The 19832-nt window shown below is 41.7% G+C and carries 12 protein-coding genes; 7 read left to right on the forward strand and 5 right to left on the reverse strand.

The window, feature by feature from the left end; all coding sequences use genetic code 11:
- Positions 1-19 precede the first annotated feature (19 nt).
- Both CZ379_RS08630 and CZ379_RS08635 read left to right on the forward strand, forming a co-directional pair.
- On the forward strand, positions 20-2143 hold the full coding sequence (locus CZ379_RS08630; RefSeq protein ID WP_110931264.1) for a protein kinase domain-containing protein: 2124 nt from the start codon (positions 20-22) through the stop codon (positions 2141-2143).
- A 1276-nt stretch (positions 2144-3419) separates the two neighbouring features.
- Positions 3420-6491 (forward strand): leucine-rich repeat domain-containing protein, encoded by a 3072-nt coding sequence (locus CZ379_RS08635; protein WP_110931265.1) that lies wholly within the window; start codon positions 3420-3422, stop codon positions 6489-6491.
- A gap of 1210 nt (positions 6492-7701) precedes the next feature.
- Here the strand turns inward: CZ379_RS08635 and CZ379_RS08640 are convergent.
- From CZ379_RS08640 to CZ379_RS08655, 4 genes are all read right to left on the reverse strand, one after another.
- Entirely contained in the window at positions 7702-8298 is a 597-nt protein-coding gene (locus tag CZ379_RS08640) for a carcinine hydrolase/isopenicillin-N N-acyltransferase family protein (protein WP_110931266.1), read from the reverse strand.
- Positions 8299-8395: 97 nt separating this feature from the next.
- Positions 8396-8875 (reverse strand): helix-turn-helix domain-containing protein, encoded by a 480-nt coding sequence (locus CZ379_RS08645; protein ID WP_110931267.1) that lies wholly within the window; start codon positions 8873-8875, stop codon positions 8396-8398.
- Positions 8876-8998: 123 nt separating this feature from the next.
- Entirely contained in the window at positions 8999-9898 is a 900-nt protein-coding gene (locus CZ379_RS08650; protein WP_110931268.1) for a class I SAM-dependent methyltransferase, read from the reverse strand.
- Positions 9899-10418: 520 nt separating this feature from the next.
- Positions 10419-10652 carry a TIM-barrel domain-containing protein gene (locus tag CZ379_RS08655; protein WP_110931269.1) on the reverse strand — a complete coding sequence of 78 codons (234 nt, stop codon included), beginning with the start codon at positions 10650-10652 and terminating at the stop codon, positions 10419-10421.
- Between the two features lie 295 nt (positions 10653-10947).
- Between CZ379_RS08655 and CZ379_RS08660 the strand changes: the two genes are divergently transcribed.
- Together CZ379_RS08660 and bglS are read left to right on the forward strand one after the other, a co-directional pair.
- Complete coding sequence (locus CZ379_RS08660) at positions 10948-11319, forward strand: MmcQ/YjbR family DNA-binding protein (protein WP_110931270.1); 372 nt, start codon at positions 10948-10950, stop codon at positions 11317-11319.
- Positions 11320-11681: 362 nt separating this feature from the next.
- Entirely contained in the window at positions 11682-12395 is a 714-nt protein-coding gene (gene bglS, locus CZ379_RS08665; protein WP_407668614.1) for a beta-glucanase, read from the forward strand.
- A 52-nt stretch (positions 12396-12447) separates the two neighbouring features.
- On the opposite strand, the gene CZ379_RS08670 is transcribed toward bglS, so the two are convergent.
- Positions 12448-14556 carry a methyl-accepting chemotaxis protein gene (locus CZ379_RS08670; protein ID WP_110931272.1) on the reverse strand — a complete coding sequence of 703 codons (2109 nt, stop codon included), beginning with the start codon at positions 14554-14556 and terminating at the stop codon, positions 12448-12450.
- Positions 14557-14728: 172 nt separating this feature from the next.
- Between CZ379_RS08670 and CZ379_RS08675 the strand changes: the two genes are divergently transcribed.
- From CZ379_RS08675 to CZ379_RS08685, 3 genes are all read left to right on the forward strand, one after another.
- Positions 14729-16468 carry a sensor histidine kinase gene (locus CZ379_RS08675; RefSeq protein WP_234404863.1) on the forward strand — a complete coding sequence of 580 codons (1740 nt, stop codon included), beginning with the start codon at positions 14729-14731 and terminating at the stop codon, positions 16466-16468.
- Complete coding sequence (locus CZ379_RS08680; protein ID WP_110931274.1) at positions 16446-18053, forward strand: response regulator; 1608 nt, start codon at positions 16446-16448, stop codon at positions 18051-18053. Before CZ379_RS08675 ends, CZ379_RS08680 begins: the two co-directional genes overlap by 23 nt.
- 359 nt (positions 18054-18412) lie before the next feature.
- Positions 18413-19819, forward strand: a complete 1407-nt coding sequence (locus CZ379_RS08685) for a sugar ABC transporter substrate-binding protein (protein ID WP_110931275.1) — start codon at positions 18413-18415, stop codon at positions 19817-19819.
- The last annotated feature ends 13 nt before the right edge of the window (positions 19820-19832 follow it).

A 19832-nucleotide genomic window follows, 5' to 3' on the forward strand; every position in this document is an offset into this window, starting at 1 on the left:
CTACCAAGGAAGTGTATTTATGGAGTCTTCATTAGAGGAACTGATTCAGATTTTTCGAAATGAGAAAGAATTTAGCGATATACTTACACTTTTCAAGGAAAAATACCGGAGTCGTGGAAAAATTGTCAAGGTAACCAAAGTCGTCCTTAGCGATCTATCAACATACCACCTGCCCACGTTAGAAGGTTTTTTTGGTGAGATATACATGGACGGGAAGCCAATCACGATTACTGCAGCAAAATTTGAGAAAGCTATTATGAAAACAAAATATAAGGATTCATTTGAAGGTCTGGATATGAACGATCTTGTACAATTATACTTTTCGGGAAATTTAACATCCAAAAGCGAAGATAAACAAAAGTTTGAAAAAAAGAAAGAACTGTTTTTTCAAACTTTTCTGAGTCTTACTAAAAGAGAAGGCCCCTTCTATAGATTTGTTTCATTCATATCAAGTTATCAAAATGCACCATTTATTCATTCGATGTATAAGAACAAGCCAAATACACTTAGTCAATTACTTAACTTAGTGAAAGAAATTTTTGACAACTTACCTTTAGATAACGATACTTTTTTACCTCTTTTCTCCCATAGACTTACAGGTGATTTTTATGTTCTAGCTCCTAATTCGGATGGCGGTAAGATGATGTTGTTTGCATTACAAGTTTTAAATCATCTGGATAAAGATAGGGACATCATTTTAAAACCTGATAAAGAACAGATTACACATATCTTACAGGGGTATCGTATTTTATTCTGCCCGCAGTCCAATAGATTAGCTCGTCGTTTGTGGACGTTAGAAGACCAAAATGGAGTAGTACAAAAAAATCACCTAATTCCATTGAAAAAAATTGGATTTGGTGGGTTTGCTGAAGTATATAGAGTTTTTGATTTGATTGAAAAAAAAGAAATGGCATGTAAAGTACTCTTGGAGAAGTCAGTGTTCATTCAAGAATATGGTAAGGAAGGGGAGGACTACTTACTGCGCTTTAAAAGAGAGGTTAGACTTTTACGAGAAAAGATATCTCATGTTAATATTATTGAAGTTGATAAAATAAAACTCGATAAAGAGCCCTTTCTATTCACAATGCCATTAGCGGAAACCTCCTTAGAGAAGTGGTTAGAATTAAATTCTGCCGTGTCGCAGGAAATAAAAATACGTATATTTAAAGATATACTTTGTGGCGTCTCTTATCTACATAATAATTTTAAAATAAGTCACCGAGATTTAGCCCCACATAATATCTTGATATTTTCCAGCAGTGACGGGACTATAGTGGCGAAGATTGCTGATTTTGGTCTGGCGAAAGATGACCAATCGCTTTCTTCAATTACCAGACATTCTAACATTTCATATGGAAGAGCTGCGTTTACTGCTCCAGAGCAAAAGGAGAGCTTGAAAAATGCGGATTCTCTGTCTGATATTTATTCGCTAGGTGCCATAATGTATTTCATATTTAGTGGAGAATCACCCGAGCGAGGATTCAGATCGCTTATTAAATATCAAGCTATTGTTGGAAAGGCAATGGAAGAGGATCGTTCTAAAAGGTATCAAACTGTCCAAGAATTAATGGATGATTTTAATAATAGTTTGACTCAAAGCGATTATTTATTTGATAGTTTAAGGACTTATGAATTCCACGATCTCTCTTTTGATGTGAAGCAAGTAATAAAATATATGTCTTCCGTGAAAATTGAAGAGTCACAAAAAGTTGTTGAAAAATTCGTTAGCCCTTTCTTATCGATACCCCTTGACGTTCTTATGGAATGTGCAAAGCATACAACGGTAATGGTGCCATTTATACAAATAGCAAAAGTGAACATTATTAGGGCAATAGACTGTAATGAAGGGGAGTGGAGTCACCTTTCAGAGCATTTGAATGGAATTTATAAATCATCACGAAGTCTTGAAGTGCAGATATCTGCTTTAAACTTGATATTAGTAGTTGCATTAGAAAAGAAGGTTTCTTTAGCCCAAGCCATACTGGTTGATATTATAGGTAATTTGGCTGGTCAGGATAAACTATCTCAAGAAATAGCGTATATAATTGAGGCGGATTTTCTAAATTTTCATGATTTATTAATCAGCCTTTTGAAGGATACTCCGTATCCATCCGATATACGTTTCGCTGTAAATGATTATTAAAAACGAGCGAACTAAGCGAATAGGGACGACTTACAAAAAGCACATGGTATGTTTTTGTTGATACCTCATACTTACTTTGCCCCGATTATAAATGTTTGAAAGTATTTTCAAGAAGTTATCTGGTCCTTAGATACCAGCGTGCGTTAGAAAATGCGAAATTCATTTGGAAGCAAAGTTTTCAACTTTCTTTACATTGTAATTTCTGGCGGTTTACGACTTTCTTTTTTTCGCTTTTATCACGTGACACGGCAAATACAGTAAAATCAACAAAATCAGTTCACGACTTTATTATCACCTGACAATTCTTGTCTGGTGATAATAAAGTCGTGAACCAGTAAAAAAGTCTGGAACCACAATATAGACATCATGAGCCGTCCTGAGACTACAGGGCGGCTTATTTTTTTCCTAAGGGTAAGATATTTAATGAAGACAATCGGAGATAAGGTGAAGGTAGTATCTGAATGCCATTGTATTGCTAGCCTCTGCCCTGGCGATGGCCGGGCAGTCCAGTGAAATCGCGGTCTAAATTTTGAGTGTGCAGAAATTCTGTAGGTCTGCTCATTTTGATAACCGAGCTGGCTTCAACTGAAAATGCATCACTCAATAGGCAGGACTCTAATATTTAGTTCTCAATTATGGAATTATGCAAAATGCTCAATTACATAAAGCACCTAGAAAAGGTTTACTAACGGGAACTATTAGTTGAATAACCAGGGAGTAGATTGCCGAGGCAGTTGCTCCCTGGTTTTGTTCAAGTAACGAACAGTTTACGCTAATGAAGGAATTGAATGAGTATCTTCCAAATAATGAAATATCCCTTACAGCTGCCGGCAGGATTGGTAGAGCTTTATTTAAAAAGGTGGATCTTTATGAACTGGAATCAAATAAACGACATAAAAGGGGGGAACACGATTTCAATATGAATATCGTCGGCTTCCTTCCTTTAATCCTCACTATTCGCTCACAATCTTCATTGTAACATTGAAGCAGACGGGAGGGCAGTATTATGATTATCCACCTTTTCTTTTGAAAGAAAAGGTTTATTTATGATAACACTGATTTCGACAATACTATTCTTTTTTCTGCAAAGTAAAGGTGATTGTAACTAACTCACAAATACCCTTTTTCCTAAAATCATACATTTATTCTGGGAATTGTTGACGATGTATACTTTTCCATGTAAGGTAAATATAGTTCTTTTGATCTATAGTATATCAGCCAATATCATTTTTTGGCATATTAAGACACTAAATTACTAAATAACAGGGGGAGAACAATGAAGGGGCTAAAAAAGTTTGGGGCGGTTATTCTCAGCCTATCTCTAATATTTTGTTATTCTAGTACAGCTACTATTATCGCAGCGGATGTAGAAGCTGTGCCAAGATTTGTTACTACTGCAACGGGTGCAATTCAAATTGTCGACAAAAGCTTGGAACTGGCTATTCGCGAGAAATTGAATAAGTTGGACGGTACAGAGCTTACGGCTGATGAGCTTTTGACAATTACAGAGCTTCAAGTAATCAATGGTGGAATTAGTAATTTAGATGGCATACAGTATTTAACAAGTTTACGCAAGTTGGTATTGAATGAAAATAATATTTCGGATATTTCTTTGTTATCATCGCTGCAATCGTTGATCCATCTGGAACTTAAGAATAATCTGATTAAGAATGTTGCCCCATTAAGCGGATTAAGCCAGTTGACAGAGTTATATCTTGGAGGCAACTCCATTACAGATTATTCGTCCCTTGCAGGGATCTTTGGACAATTGACTGGGAAGGATTTTGCTCTTCCCGGAAATAATGAAGATCAGGTGATTAGTTTCGCGGATCCATTCGTTGAGCAGGCAGTGAGGACTAAGATCCAAAAACCCGTTGGAGAAATTAGGGTTCGAGATGTAAATGGAATAACGGAATTGAGACTTACACTTAATGACAAACTATCAAATCTCGAAGGCATTCAGTATTTTACGGACTTAAAGTCTTTAGCCATATGGGGAACAGGTGTAAAAGATATTACACTTTTGGAACAGTTGAAAAAAATAGAAACACTCAACCTGGATGAAAACCAAATAGAAGATATAAGTGTATTAGGAAAGCTTACGAATATAAAGCATCTTTACTTAGCAGATAATCAGATTAAGGATATCGATGTGCTAAGCCAACTGCAACAGTTAGAAACCTTAACGTTGAGTGGCAATCAGATTCAACAGATAACTGCGCTAAGCCAACTCAGCCAATTGCGATATCTAAAATTAAGTAATAATCAGATCGAAGATATTACACCGTTGGCAAGTTTGACGAACTTGTGGACCGCAGATTTAAGTAAGAACCGAATTACAGATATTGGGGCATTAAGCAATTTGAAAAATCTTCACACCCTGTACTTATCGGGCAATCACATCACTGATTTCACACCAACAGCAGCCTATTACAACAACTTAAGAAACAAGGACTTTTTACTTACCAAAGTTGACTTCATACCGATTACCTCTGTAAGCGTGAATCCGGAAAAGCTCGTTCTTACCGTTGGCGATCAGCCCGCCAAACTGCGACCAACCCTTTTACCGACGAATGCTACCTTCAATACATTGCTTTGGTCGAGCACCAATGAAAAAGTAGCAGAGGTTAGCCGGGAAGGGGAAGTCACAGCAGTAGGGGAAGGTACGGCGACGATTACCGTCCAATCGCTAGATCAAGTAGAGTGGGCACGAATACCCGTCACAGTGCATGATAAAAAAGTAGAAGTTAACAATCCGAACCAAACGATACCGGTTGGAAAAGATGGATTTACCGTAACGGTAACGAACCAAGCGGACAATAGCAAGTTGCAATATGATGCTCAACAAGTGAATGAGAATTTGAAGGTGGCCATTTCACCACTAATTAAAGCGGAAATGCAGACGTCTGCCGGTCAAGTTGAGATGTTGGTTTCAAAAGGTACTCTAATCAGTGGGGCAGCTAATTGGGATGGCAGCATTATGCTGCCTGTAGTAAGACCGAACAACAGCGTATCGGTTGCCGGTGCAACATCTATACTTACTGTTATCGAAGTCGGACTTAGCGATCAGGAGCTGCTTTTTGATCAGCCAGTAAGACTTGTCATACCTGGGCAAGCAGGCCGAAAAACGGGCTACATTAAGCAAGGAATATTTCACCCAATAGTTCAGGAACTTTCTGCGGATACGTTGGAGACAGCTAGTCGAGAGATAAATGGTAGTGGAGAGGCAAAAATCAATGTCGGCAAAGATCTCGTCATTTGGACGAAGCATTTTACCACTTTTGTAGCCTATGATGACCAGAAAGTAAATCCCCCAAGTTCAGGTTCGGGTAGTTCAGGTTTTAGTGGTGGCGGAGGAATTTCGACAACTACAGATAAAGCAACTGCTAAACAAAAGATTTCAAAAGCGAATGGTGGAGTCGTGACGTCTGGAGCGATAACGGTAAAAGTGCTGCCGGATTCAGTCTCCGAAGATGTCACATTGACTATTGAACAAATAGCAGGTACAGATTTACCGACCTATCCTATCAGTGTGCGATTTTTGGAAGAAGCGTATAAGCTGAGCACGGATAAATTCATTTCTTGGAAAAAAGCGCAACAAATTACGATGAAGGTTTCCTCCACGTTAACTGCCCAAGAATGGTCGCAGCTTGTCCTTTATCAATGGTCATCAAAAGAAGGCAAGTGGCAAGAACTAAGCAACCCGGTAGTCAACCAAGCCGAAAAGACAATTTCCGGAGAGCTTGCTGAGCCGATGATTGTAGGGATTTTCTTAGATACAAGCCGCGCCGCCTATGAGCAAAGAGAGGACGCTTCGAAAGGTAAGCAACCGACTGACGTTAAAGGGCACTGGGCGGAGAGCGCTATAGTCCAGTTGGTGGAACAGGGGATCGCCCAAGGCTTGCCGGATGGCACGTTTGCTCCGAATCAAAAGGTGACCCGGGCAGAATTTACAACCTTACTTGCACGTGCACTCGGATTGGAGCCACTCGAAGGGGGTAAAGGATTTGATGATACAGCTAACCATTGGGCCCGTAATTATATTGCTGCGGCACACGCCAGAGGAATCGTAAGTGGTTACTCCGATAAGCATTTTGGAGCAAACGATCGTATTTCACGTGAGCAGATGGCCGTGATGCTTGTGAAGGCATTGGAATTAAAGCCTGCTGCTGCAAAGATGTCGTACAAAGATGCAGAGTCCGTTTCGAAATGGGCACAAGAAGATATGAATACGGCCATTGCTAACGGAATTTTGGTAGGAATCACGGCCGATAAGCTTCAGCCACAGGGAGAAGCAACACGGGCAGAAGCCGCCGCGATGATTGTAAGAGCATTTGCAAAGCAATAACTGCAAATCGTTTGATAAAACGGAGAGCCTAATTTGAGGGGGATACTTACACATTAATGAATGGAGAAATTCAGGTCCACGTATCCTAATGTTAAACGGCTCTAATTTACACAAAGATACTTGCTCAGCATAACAAGGATTTGTGCAAGCCTCCCGATAACGGGGGGCTTTTCGTATTATCAGGTCAGCTAGAGATTGGTTGGCCTATTTTATAGGCGTTTTATGATGGCTGTAGTTTGGAGTACGAGGGGCTTTTTGGAGAATGTCGGAGGTCAAGAACATTGACCCATTCCCGACGTATGATCAACAGATGATGTAAGGAACTTTTAGCATATGAAGAGATTATCGTATATTTCATTTTGATGAAGGATCAAAAGATCAAGCCATACTCATATTTCTTATCATTGTGAGTAAAGTTATAAAAAGTGAACATGCCAAAGAAGATAGGTCCTAAAGAATATAATGGCTCTTAACTGTACCTATTTATGATCAAGGAAAATAAATTGAGAAAGTTCAGGTAATTAAAATAGTTTCCAACTTTCTTCTTTTCATGTTTATCACGTGCCGCGGCAAACCCAATAAAATCAACAAAATTGGTTCCAGAGATTTTTTACACCTGACAATTTTGTTGGAGTTCGATTAGAAAATCGGTTGTCCTAAAGGACGATCGATTTTTTAAATTTGTTGAATTAATTATAGGGATACTCTCACAGGCAAGCGTCGTTTTCAACCTGAATATTTAGTGGATATCCACCATAGATATTGGGTACATCGAATAAAGAGTTAGAGCAGAAAAAAGCTATAGACTGGCAGCCGGTGTTAGGCGCCTACTAGGGAAAGTGTGGATATAATATTAATAGTATTATGACTGCTGAAGGATTACCGGAAGTAAATCTCAGGGGAATCGAGGTTGAGGGGCTTCTGTCCAAATAAGCATGCGGATAACATTTGTTTTACCTGAAGAGATTAATAACTGAAGAAACATTCCACTGAAAAATGGAGCTTAAATAGGGTGCTTTAAAAAAGGATTGAACTGCAGACCGATTAAATTTAGCAGAATAGGGAATCAGTTGTTCCTGGATAGAATCTTCTATGAGTAATTGCAAATCGGCAGCCCAGCAAGGATCGTTATTCTCAAAAGAAACACCACTAATGCTTAAACGCTTAAACCTTGTATCCTTATTCGTATACAATTGTAGCTCTAGTGAACTTAAATCATAAACAACACTGTAAACCGTATCTTCTCTTCGAGCAGCCTGCAATATATTAAAGGAATAGGCAGCGGGATCTTTATCAATTGGAATTTTTTTGGCAGATGCCTTACCTTTTGCATCCGCTCCAAAGAATTACGCTCGTATCTAGTTGCCTGTGTCTTCGAATTAGGCGCTTTCAATCCTCGCTTATAAAGGGAATTTACCAATACTGAAGGGAGTCCTTCTCCCTTATGGATAATCATTTCGCCTTCAAGGAACTCGATTACGGCCCAGTCCCCACTTCGATCTGCAAGCAAAAAGTGTAATTTGGAAGTGCCTTGAGAAATACGAATTTGCGAAGCAGCTTCTAAAGCTTGTGTTACAGTTCCACAAGAATCAAGAAGTATTTGAATCCATTGTAGCTCTCCTACAGCTGAACCGTGGTCGGGGGATGGGTATTCAGTCTCCCATAGGGTTGTTTGTTCTACAACTAATCCAGCTTCGTTAATTCCTCCATTGGGTAGCTCCCTTCCCACTTGAGATAAAGTAACGCTTCCATAGTTGGCACGCCAAACCGCGGGACGTCCTGGGTAAGCAATAAAGCGATTTTCCAAACGGCCCTAGGGTTAGTGAAAAGATAAGCACCACTATAATTAATATCCTGTTTTTCTATAAGCACGCGACTTTTCTGCTGTAATTGAAACGTTGTACTCAATTCCTCTCTAAAGCAAGTAGATTGTCAAGTCGGCTGAAATTCTTCTGCTCAAGTTGATCCAGAAAGAGATGGCACAGTTGGAGTGCTTTTGGATCTCCTGATTGGATGGCGGCATTAAATCGTTCTTGAAGCTTCTGTATTTTGATTTCCTCCTGCAATTTAGCCAACGTTTCACGATGCATTGTTTTCTCTTCCTCATCATCAACCGTATTAATTTTGCGAGTAAGATAGGCAATTTGCAGACGCAGCTTAGCCATTCCATTCAGTTCTAATAGGTAGTGATGATTATCAACAAGCAGCTCTGCAGGTACTCCAAAATATTCAGCTACTTGCTGAAGCCTTTCATGGGGCACAGGACGCCGCTGTTTTACCCAATCTGAGAACTGTTGTGGGGTTATCCCAATTTCTTTGCATATGCTAGTGTAGGAAACCTGATGAAGCAGAGCCAGGTAAGGAAGCGTGGTAATGTTTTTCATTTAACAACACCTCTTTGACGTAAATTATGTCACATACATATAGATTTTATACCACTGGCATATTTTATGTCAAATAATTAAATGTTTATGGGAATAACCGAATACGTGAATATATATCCAGTATTATGAATGGCGAGAATTCAATTGGCTATTAAAAACGGCAAGCCTGAAAGGGTGGATCATTTGTTCATGCCTCGGAATCAGCCAATCGACTTTAACCATATCCATGGTGACTGGGCCAAATGTACAGACAATGATTTGTTTATCCCTTGCCAGAAGTTGTAATTTACTCAATACATCATCAAGGAGCTTTCCAGAAAACGGGGAATAGAAGAAGAATATATTCCCACTTTCGTAGTCGACTTCAAGTACATCTGCATTCTGGATTGTAACATCGCTTAAATTCAGTGAGGAAATACTCTTATTTGCGAGTTCACAGTAGGTAGGCTCTATTTCAATACCTACACATTTGGCACCAGCCAAAATATGTACCCAAATTACGACATGCCCAAGTCCAGAACCAAAATCATAGAAAACATCGTCTTTTGTAATCTCTAATTGATCTATCAGATCTAATATGACTTTAGCGGGAGTCACTTCCAAATGATGATATTCCATGCTTCTTTTCGGAAGTCGTATATTATCTAAGTTATAGTTGAATATCCCGTCTACGAGATAATCCAAATCATCAGAAGCATAATGATTAGTGAAAAGGGATTTTGCTTTATAGGAAGTGAATCGATTAAGTACTTCCCGAATTTCGTTATTTTTAATTTTTCTATCTTGTAATAAGCTAAGGTACTTAAGGTAAATTGAACGGTTATAGGAGTGAATTAAAGATTCTAATTTTTCAGTACGCTGAATCAGAGATACTTTAGCAATTTCAGCCAAAAATTGCGATGAGCCTCTAATTATTTTTATAGTTTCCAGTGTCTTATCACGAATATTAAAGTTGGTTTCTTCGAAAAGTTCATGGGATTGCTCATACTGTTCAAATTCACTAATGATGGATTGTAAGACCATACATCCTCCTACTGCATAGAAAAAGCTATGCTTAATATAAAATATCAATGCCCAGTTCAACTAAAATTTCTGATTTTCTCGCCTTCTTCAATAAACTGGGTGCATTCTACTATGTCACCTTCACCAATTAACTTTTTATTATGTATTTTGACTTCCTTCTGCAATTTGACTAACGCTCCCACGATGCATCTTTTTCCCTCCCTCATCATCAACTGTCGTCTTGTTGGAGTATTTCATGGGGTACAGCACGCTGTGGTTTTATTTAATCTGAGTACTGTTGACACTCCTTTGGCGTAAAATATGTCATGTGCATATAGAGAATATAGTATCGACATATTTTATGTCAAGCAATCAGTAAAAGATGCATTATAATAAAATGCTATCGGCTCTAAAACGGGGCTGAAGTCCACCGTCTTAGAGCCGATACGCTGTGGTAAAGCTTTACTGTTAGTCTTTCTCTAAATCCAACGTTTGAAGAATTAAATTGAAGGATATATTTTAGCTTCAGGAATTTTATACTTTACCGATTAATTAAATACTCCTGTATTTGATTACGCAAAAACACAGGGATCGTATCTATAGGCGCTGATATATCCAGCCATTGACCGCCTTCAGATGTCTCACCGGTACGCGCGTTGATCCAGACGGCACCATGCGGCAGGTAAACCAGGCGGGAGGTTGCCTGAGCTTCAACGATAGGGGCAACAAGTAGATCTGGGCCATACATATATTGCGTATTCACCCATAGCTCCATATTTCATTGGCAGCTCCGCGTACGGAGGTCTGCTCTTTTTGCTAGGCTAGCATTTCAAATATGCAGCAGTATGATTGATGAATCGTGATCCGAGAGTGCTGTCCGATTAATACAAATTTCAGATCATTCCATATCATCATTCCTGAATAATGAAGATTGCAAATTTGGGCTGACGAAGATTTAAGAAATGTAGTGTAAAATATTCAGTACAATGGAATGCTGTGATCCTCCTATTTTTCTGGACGCAGCTTTATTTAGAAGAAAACTCAATATATTTCCTATAAAGGGTGATACCATGTACGATCAACTAACCGCGTATTGTTTATTCAAAAAAGGAGCTGTCCAGGACTATCCATTCGGGCCCGATCCGCTGGTAATGAAGGTAGGGGGCAAAATGTTTGCGCTGCTGACCAAGGCGGGTGATGACAGGGAGGTACGCATTTCGCTGAAATGCGATCCCGTAATTGCAGAAAATTTGAGGGAGCAGCATGAGTGCGTTATACCCGGCTACCATTTGAACAAAAAGCATTGGAACACAGTTATTGCGGACGGAAGCCTTCCCATGGACGATTTGAAAACGATGATCGACCATTCTTATGACTTGGTTCTCGGCACGCTCACAAGGACGGCACGGGAAGCCGTTCTGCTTAGAGTTGACGGAAAATAACCAATTATGTACATTTTGAGCATATACTCTTTATTTCACTGACTGGTTCAATCCTCTTACCTTAATCTTCCACAATTCCGTACTTCGTGCAAATTGCGAGGTGTAATACCCGTTTCGCCTATTGCGACTGCCAGCTTCTTCGCTAGACATGAATGCTTGGCTTTTTTGTTGCCTGACTAGGTTCCAACTCTTTTAAAAAGTTTGAGAAATTGATGCTAAAGTTAATTTATTGTTATGGAAATCTATGACAAACAACAATAAAATTAGGTTGCATCACGACTTTATAAGCATTTTCCGGGGAAAGGAGGATATTGGGACCAAGAGAGGCAAGCAGGGAAAATATGAACCAAGAGGTGAGAAATGTGAAGAATAAATGGTGGATTGCGCTTTGCTCTTCGCTTCTTCTGTTGACTTCATTGGCGATCACTGCGAAGGGCGCTACTGTGTTCTGGGAGCCCATGACGTACTATAATTCACAGACCTGGGAAATGGCCAACGGGTACTCTAACGGCAACATGTTCAACTGTACCTGGCGGGCTAACAATGCAACGTTTACAAATGATGGCAAGCTGCGTCTCGCACTGACAAGCCCTTCCTATAATAAATTCGATTGTGCGGAGTATCGCAGCAAGTTCAAAGCCGGATATGGGTTGTACGAGGTGAATATGAAGCCGGCAAAGAATGTGGGCATCGTTTCGTCCTTTTTTACTTACACGGGGCCAACCGACGGCACACCATGGGATGAAATTGATATCGAATTTTTAGGCAAGGATACGACCAAAGTACAATTCAATTATTTTACTAACGGTGTTGGAGGGAATGAAAAGATCATTGATTTGGGCTTCGACGCATCTCAAAGCTTTCATACCTACGCCTTCGATTGGCAGCCGAACTCCATAACGTGGTATGTTGACGGTGTTGCGAAACATAGGGCCACTAAAAATATTCCCAAAACCCCCGGCAAAATCATGATGAATATTTGGAATGGCACTGGAGTAGATAGTTGGCTCGGGCCGTATAATGGAGCTAATCCGCTGTACGCTTACTATGATTGGGTAAGATATACTAGTAATTAAGTAGCAAACAATCCGGACAGGGGCACTACTGTTCCGGATTGTTTATTATTCTTTATAGTTTGAAGTGGCTTAACGAATGGCGCAATTCACTTGCTAGCACACTCAAATTGTTGGACAACTGTGAGAGCTCACTGCTGACAGCCCTTTGATTGTTGCTTAGGGCAAGGACTTCTTGGCTGGCCGCGGAGGTTTCCTCAGAAATGGCGCTGACTGATTCTATAGCAGCGGATAAGCCATTCTGGGATTCCTCCAGCTGGGTTGCCGAAACCTGCACAGCCGACAATTGTTCCATGAAATGTGATACCTCTTGGTGCAATCTCTCAAATATTTGCTTCGATTGGTGAGTCGATTCCGTTTGACGGCTCAGCGTAGGATGAAGATCAGCCAAGGAGGCAACAGTATTCTCGGTATCCTCCCCGATATGGGAAAGTACCTGGCTTACCATATTAAGAGAATTTTTGGATTGATCCGCCAGCCTTTGGATTTCCTCTGCAATCACCATAAATCCTTTGCCGGCCGCTCCAGCCTTGCTTGCCTCGATTGAAGCATTCAAAGAAAGAATCGCAGTTTGCTTCGTAATATTGCTCAAAAGCTCAATTATTTGTTCAATGCTGCCGGTTCCTTCAAGGAGCTGTGCAGCCTGTTCGATTAAATGGTTCGTCCGGGTTTCAATTTCTCCGGTTTGCTCCAGCATATAAGACATATGTTCCTGGCCTTGAGAACTCGCTTCTATTAAGTGATGACCGAGTCTTTCCAGATTTTCGTTGGATGATTTCAAGATGGTGATCCGCTCATTGTTTTGGACGGTAAGGCCGTTGCATATTTCCGCATCGTCAGCAACCTTGATGGCTCCATGGGTAATCTGCGTCATCGCTGCTGATATATCCTGGGAGGCGGATGAAGTGCGCTTGGATGAGCGAATAAGTTCTTCAGCAGTATGTAATACGGCATCTACAGAGTGATTCACTTGCTCTACCAGCAGAGTGATATGATTCATCATCCGGTCAAAGCTTCGCTCCAGATTCCCAATTTGATCCATACGCTGCGTATTGGTTCGTATCTGCAGGTTTCCTTGTTCCCCCTCAGCCATGAGGGAAGTGATTCGCTTCAGCGGCTTTCCGATGCTTCTCTGAACCATATACCCGATCCATACTGCACTGCAAGCAGCCAGGGCTAAAGCGACCCATTGAATTAAATTCTGCATATGGCGCATCTCGGCCAGCAGCTTGGACTTCGGGGCATAGCTCAACATAATCCAAGCCGATTCCGGCAGATAACTATAAACATACAGATGGTTGCCATGTTCGTCGCTGTTGCTGAACGATCCGGCTTGAATGCCCTCCACCGTGCTGTTAATCACCGGGAGGCTGCCCGTATATGGGGTTCCGATCAAGGAAGGATCCTCAGCGTATATGATCATCTGCTCCAAATCTACAATGAGGTTCTCACCGGACGGTCCTATCCGGATGCCATCGAGCGTTTCCGCCAGACTATCCGTGGACAGCTCCACCACTAGAGCACCCAAGGGTTTCTTGGATAGCGGGCTTTTGAGCAGCTTGCCCATGGCGTAAATTTGTTCATTTTGGTACAGCGTGACATAAGGGGTGTTCTGCGGCTGCAGCCACACGATGTTCCCGTCTCCGCTCTGGATTTTCTTATACCAGTTGTTTTCTTCCATTTTTGCCTTGTCCGTATCCAAAAAAATAGAGTCAAGCATTTTACGATCGGCTGTAGTAATCAGCGGGTGTGTTCCCTCAGGAATGATGGATATAGACCGAATTGAAGAATTGACATTGAGCAGCGATTCAAGAATGCCCCGGATTTGCGAATTCTGCGAATTCTCCTCGTAGGAGTCCTGTTCGGCAGCCTGATAATAGGTTGCGCGATTTACAAAGTCTTGGTTATTTTCAAGGTTGTGAGCCATATTTACAAAGCTGTCTAGCATTTGAGCCGTTTTTTTGCCCGCAATTTCCAGCGTCTGAGCGGACGCCTCAGCCACTTTCTGCTCATATGCATTTTTAAAAGAATAAAATGAGATGGAGGATATGGCCACGACGATGCAAATGACCGTCACGAGTACAGATATCGACAGTTTGATACTGACTGATTTGATACGAATAAAGTGGGTAAGAGCGTTGATTTTTATTTTTCTTTTCGTCATGTAAGACCCTCCTCAGAGCTTAACCCATGATTCAAGAATAAGGGGGTTCAGGGGAATGAACTATATCTGAAATTTAACTTAACTGTACTTTTCTCAACTTGTTACTAGTTGTTGTTTTTTCCTAATCGCCATATTCAACTCTGTACTAGTATAATGACCCTAGGTGATGATGATGGGATCGAAAAGGGGAAGGAAGAAATTCAAGTTTACGCTGTCGTTAAAGTTTTCGTTTGTACTATTCGTGTTATTGAGCATTGCAGTCGCATTAAACGGCCACTCGTATAGAGTGAGCATCCATGTGATCGAAAGTGATATTCAGAACTCCTATTACGAGCAGTTGCGGTTTTTTCTAGTTCAGTTGGACAACCAGGTGAATAATTTGGCTGCGAACTTGTTGCAGTTAGAGGAAGACTCCATCATGAAACAATACATCAATACGACAGCGCCTGAAGATCTGTTTGATTTTAATATGCTGCGATCCAATATGTATGAAAGAATTAAGCTGCAGAGTGTATCCTCCAACTGGCCTATGGAGATCAGCGTATTTTTAAAATCAAAAGAAGAGGTCATCTCTACCCGGCCGGATGTAGTCTATGGGGATCTTGCTTCCATCTCGAAGGCGGATCCAAGCAAAGGACTATGGAGCTACGAACCAGGCCAGGGCAATAGCGAGAACTACTTTACAATGGTTCGATTAGTTTCTGGCTATGCTATCATTGCCCGATTTTCAGATACCTACATTCGCGATATGATCAATAAATTCCAGCAAAATTCGAATCGGCACACCATGCTGTATCATCCGAAATTTGGCTTCATCGGGAATCCTCCATCGGATTTGGGAGAATGGAGGCAGCAGCTGGACTGGAATTCATTGCAAGAGCCAGGCAATGAGATACTGAATTTTAAGGAGCATCGCTTGCTCCTTAATTACGCCCCAGTGGGGAGTCTAGATTGGGTTATGATCGATTTGGTGCCGCTTGAGAAGGTAGTTTTGCCCGTGAAGGAAAGCAGCCGATTCTTTGTACTTGGAATTATTGCGATGCTGGCGATTGGCGTAATTATCACAGCTCTGATATACCGGCAGATACAGCACCCTATTAACGAGCTTGTTATGAAACTGCAGGATATCCGCTCGGGACACTTTTCCTCCCGGTTGAAAGCCAAGCACCGGGATGAGTTCCAAGATGTGTTCTCAGGTTTTAATGACATGGCGGAGCGGATTCAGGAGCTCATTGAAACGGTGTACGAGGAGAAGCTCCGATTGAAGGAAGCTGAACTGAAGCAGCTGCAATCGCAAATCAACCCCCACTTTCTATATAATTGTCTGTTTTACATTAAAAATATGGCCAAATTGGGCGAGGATGAGCAAGTCGTAGCTATGGCACTCAATCTGGGAGAATACTACCGCTATACGACCCGTCTTGAGAATCCGATGACGACAGTCCGTGAGGAGGTCAATTTCTTAAGGAATTATCTGAACATTCATTGCTTCCGCAAACCGATGAGCTATGAAGTTCATATTTCTGAAGATCTTATGGAGGTAGCGATCCCCCGGTTATTTATCCAGCCCTTAGTTGAAAACGCTATTATTCATGGCATCGAAAAGAGTGATCAAGCAGGGAATATTAAAATCCAAGGCTTCTTCATATCGGGTGGATTTATTATCAGTGTCGAAGATTCTGGAGACGGTATAGAGCCGGAGAACCTTGAGAAGCTTCGCGAAAAAATGAGTCTTCCGCTTACCCCCGAAACAGGCTGCGGCTTGTGGAATACCTGCCAGAGGGTGGTGAACCTGTATGCGCCGGGTTCGGGGCTGGAATTTGATCGTTCCAGTCTGGGAGGATTAAGAGTTTCAATCCGTTGCATGATTAAACAGCAGGAGGAACCAAATGTTAAGTTTACTGATTGTTGATGATGAACCGACGATCGTGGATACACTCGCTTTTACGATCGATTGGGAGCAGCTCGAAATCATGACGGTATACAAGGCATATTCTGCAAAAGATGCGTTGTTGATTCTCGCGGAGCATGCGGTTGATATTGTTATTGCAGACATTAATATGCCCCGCATGACAGGTATTGAATTGGTCGCAGAGATCTACCAGCAGTATCGGCACGTGAAAAGCGTGCTGCTCTCAGGCCACGCAGAATTTGCCTATGCCAAGCAAGCCATCAAATATGGCGTATTTGACTACTTGCTCAAGCCCGTTTCCGATGAGGATCTGATTGCTGTAATAAGCAGGCTTGTACAAAAGATCAAGGAAGAATGGCAGGAGGTTGTCTCCCAAACACGTGTCGTCGATACGCTGAAGGAAAGCTTGCCAATTCTGAAGGATAAGCTTCTGAATGAGATGTTAATGGGCAGGTTGAAGAAAGATTCCTTGATCTCTCTCTTGGATTTGTATGAGCTTCCTTTTCATTTCGGGGATGAAATTTGCATTATGGTCATTCGAATGGAGGAAAGCCTGCCGGAGTTTAATGAACGAGATTTCTTTCTGGTGGAATATGCCATCATGAATATTGCTGTTGAGATGTTGGGGGATTCCCATGACTTATGGTCCTGTAAGGATGCTAATGGCCTTCTGGTTCTGCTTGTCCGGAATAAATTTATCAAAGATGACAACGAAATGGTGGATGAACATCGAAAATTCGATTCGCTGGCGATGCAGCTTCAACGAAACATCGGATTGTACTTGAATCGTGTCGTTTCCATTATTGTAAGCACGTGGGGGAGATTTCCTGAAGACATTAACTTGCTGTACAGTCATATTACGGAGCAAATCCGCAGCAGGCTGGCGAATGAATCTGGCTGTTTCCTGTCTGGTCAGCTTTCCGAAGCAGCTTATGTACAACAGCTGTTGTATCGCCTGTATGAGACACCTACGCTGCAGCATCTGCTTGAAAACCGCAGGTGGGATGAATATCGGGAAAAACTAGAGATGGTGATTGAAGATATGAAGCAAGCGGGGAACTTATCGGAAGAGCATGTCCGGGAAGCTTATACCGTCGTGATCGGTTCGTTTTATTATTATGCACACAAACATAATCGGCTGTTAAGCGATCTGGTCGGAAGTACAGCCGTTCTCGATCGGTCTGTTTATTCTGTTCAGCAATTGTCGGAGTGGGCGTTCTACATGTTCGATAAAATTCAGCGCAGCGATCAGGCAGAGCAGAGAAGCTCCAGAGAAAAAATGACGTTAAAAATAAGGGAATACATAGACCGAAACTTGAGCACGGCATCCCTGCAAACGATAGCGGATGCAGTCTATCTTCATCCCGTGTATTTGTCTCGATTATATAAGACGGAAACGGGAGAGGGAATTAGCGAATATATCCAGAAGCAGCGCATGCTGAAGGCGGTTGAGATGCTCAAAAACAATTCCCTAAAAATTTATGAAATTTCCGAGCATATGGGCTTCAAAAACGCTGCGTATTTCAGTAAAGTATTTCGCGAAGAATATGGCATGACTCCTAATGAATTTCGAGAACAACTGTAAGATTAAATTACTTAGAGCTTCTCCTTCCGCAGCGCAGGCAGGAGAAGCTCGTTTATTTTTTGTCATCATAATTGTTTCTTTGTTATGTTCTTTGACCATCCATAAAGATACAGCTTCGGCAGAAGAAGGACTTGTGTAAGGTAAGTCAAGAAAAGGATAGAAATGTTGAAAATGAGTTATTTTGACCCCCGTTGATTATTTTTATAATAAAGATACGACGCAGGTAAGTAACAGAATTCATCGGAAAATTAATCCCGAGTGCTTTTGTACACGATCACGGAGGATTGGATGGATCCGGCGTTCAATGAACAACTGCGTTTGCCAATGTATTTTTATTGAAGAAAACCGGGGGGAAGAAAATGAGTAAAAAACGTTTCAGTCTGATCCTATTGTCGATCCTGATTATGATGAGCATGGTCTTATCAGCCTGCGGGAGCAGCGAAAACAGCAAAAATTCAGGGAACCAGAAGAGCAAGACGGCAGCTTCAACGGACAAGAACAACTCGACCGCAGATGCTCTGAAAGAAGACGTAACACTCACTGCTTGGGTTATGCCGAATAGTCCGAAGCCGGATAAAGATTTCATGGCAGTGATGAAGCCTTACCTAGATGAAAATCCAAACGTAAAACTGAACATTACTGTTCTCGATTGGGGGTCAGCATGGACAAAAATTACAACAGCTGCAACTAGCGGAGAAGGTCCTGACATTCTTCAGTTGGGCACGACTTGGGTACCTGCTATTGCTGCGATGAACGGGATTGAAGATTTGACGGATCGCGTTGGGGGAATAGGAGGATCGGACGCTTACCTTCCGGCGAGTTGGAAAACAACGATGATTGATGGAAAATCCGAAGTGTACGGGGTGCCATGGTTTGTGGATGCCCGAGCGCTCTTCTATCGTAAGGATGCTCTTGCTCAAGCTGGATTGGATCCGGCAACCGCATTTAAAGACTGGGACACCTTCAAGCAAACGCTGACCAAATTGAATGGGATAGAGATTGAAGGCGAAAAAATGACCGCTTTTGGCGTACCGGGAAAAAATGACTGGAACGTTCCTCATAATATATTCCCTTGGATTTGGGCTGCTGGCGGCAATGTGTTTAACGCAGATAATACAAAGGTTACGTTTAATGATAAAACTGCTCTAGAAGGAGTCATGTACTACACCGGCCTGGCCAATGAGGGGCTTGTAGATAAGGCTTCCCTCGAGAAGAATTCTTCACAGATTGAGAGCGACTTCTCCGATGGTAAAACTGCAATTATGGTCAGCGGCGCCTGGATGATTAAAAATTTCACAACTCCAGAGGCAGACGGTGGTGTAGGCGAAAAAGTCGCTGCGAAGAATTATGGTATTGCACCGCTTCCGGCAGGACCCGCAGGAGCATCTACATTTATTGGGGGCAGTCATTTGACGATTTTCAAAGGATCCAAGCACAAAGAAGCTGCGTGGGATATCATTAAGTATTTGTCCAGCGATGAAGCACAGCTTGCTTATGCACAATTATCTGGCCAACTGCCAGCTAACAAAACGATGATGGATTCGCTGTCAAGCGATCCGAATTATAAAGCGATGGTGGAGGCGACGAATTACGGTATGTCTTATCCTTCCATCCCTCAATGGGGGCCTTGTGAGACGGCTCTTGTAAAATATTTCGGAAATATTTGGGACATCGTGGCAGGTGTTTCTGGAACCTACAATGAAGCAGCGATTCAAAAACAGCTTGATGATGCTGCGAATGAAGTTAATGCTATTGTAAATCAGTAATCAAAACACAAGA

Origin of the sequence: Paenibacillus bouchesdurhonensis, assembly GCF_900155685.1 — a bacterium.
GTDB classification, from domain to species: domain Bacteria; phylum Bacillota; class Bacilli; order Paenibacillales; family Paenibacillaceae; genus Fontibacillus; species Fontibacillus bouchesdurhonensis.

What these genes read in the sequence shown, in the direction of transcription:
- CZ379_RS08630 (WP_110931264.1), top strand. Translation starts at nt 20, where the DNA reads ATGGAGTCTTCATTAGAGGAACTGATTCAGATTTTTCGAAATGAGAAA.
- CZ379_RS08635 (WP_110931265.1), top strand. Translation starts at nt 3,420, where the DNA reads ATGAAGGGGCTAAAAAAGTTTGGGGCGGTTATTCTCAGCCTATCTCTA.
- CZ379_RS08645 (WP_110931267.1), bottom strand. Translation starts at nt 8,875, where the DNA reads ATGAAAAACATTACCACGCTTCCTTACCTGGCTCTGCTTCATCAGGTT.
- CZ379_RS08650 (WP_110931268.1), bottom strand. Translation starts at nt 9,898, where the DNA reads ATGGTCTTACAATCCATCATTAGTGAATTTGAACAGTATGAGCAATCC.
- CZ379_RS08655 (WP_110931269.1), bottom strand. Translation starts at nt 10,652, where the DNA reads ATGGAGCTATGGGTGAATACGCAATATATGTATGGCCCAGATCTACTT.
- CZ379_RS08660 (WP_110931270.1), top strand. Translation starts at nt 10,948, where the DNA reads ATGTACGATCAACTAACCGCGTATTGTTTATTCAAAAAAGGAGCTGTC.
- CZ379_RS08670 (WP_110931272.1), bottom strand. Translation starts at nt 14,556, where the DNA reads ATGACGAAAAGAAAAATAAAAATCAACGCTCTTACCCACTTTATTCGT.
- CZ379_RS08675 (WP_234404863.1), top strand. Translation starts at nt 14,729, where the DNA reads ATGGGATCGAAAAGGGGAAGGAAGAAATTCAAGTTTACGCTGTCGTTA.
- CZ379_RS08680 (WP_110931274.1), top strand. Translation starts at nt 16,446, where the DNA reads ATGTTAAGTTTACTGATTGTTGATGATGAACCGACGATCGTGGATACA.
- CZ379_RS08685 (WP_110931275.1), top strand. Translation starts at nt 18,413, where the DNA reads ATGAGTAAAAAACGTTTCAGTCTGATCCTATTGTCGATCCTGATTATG.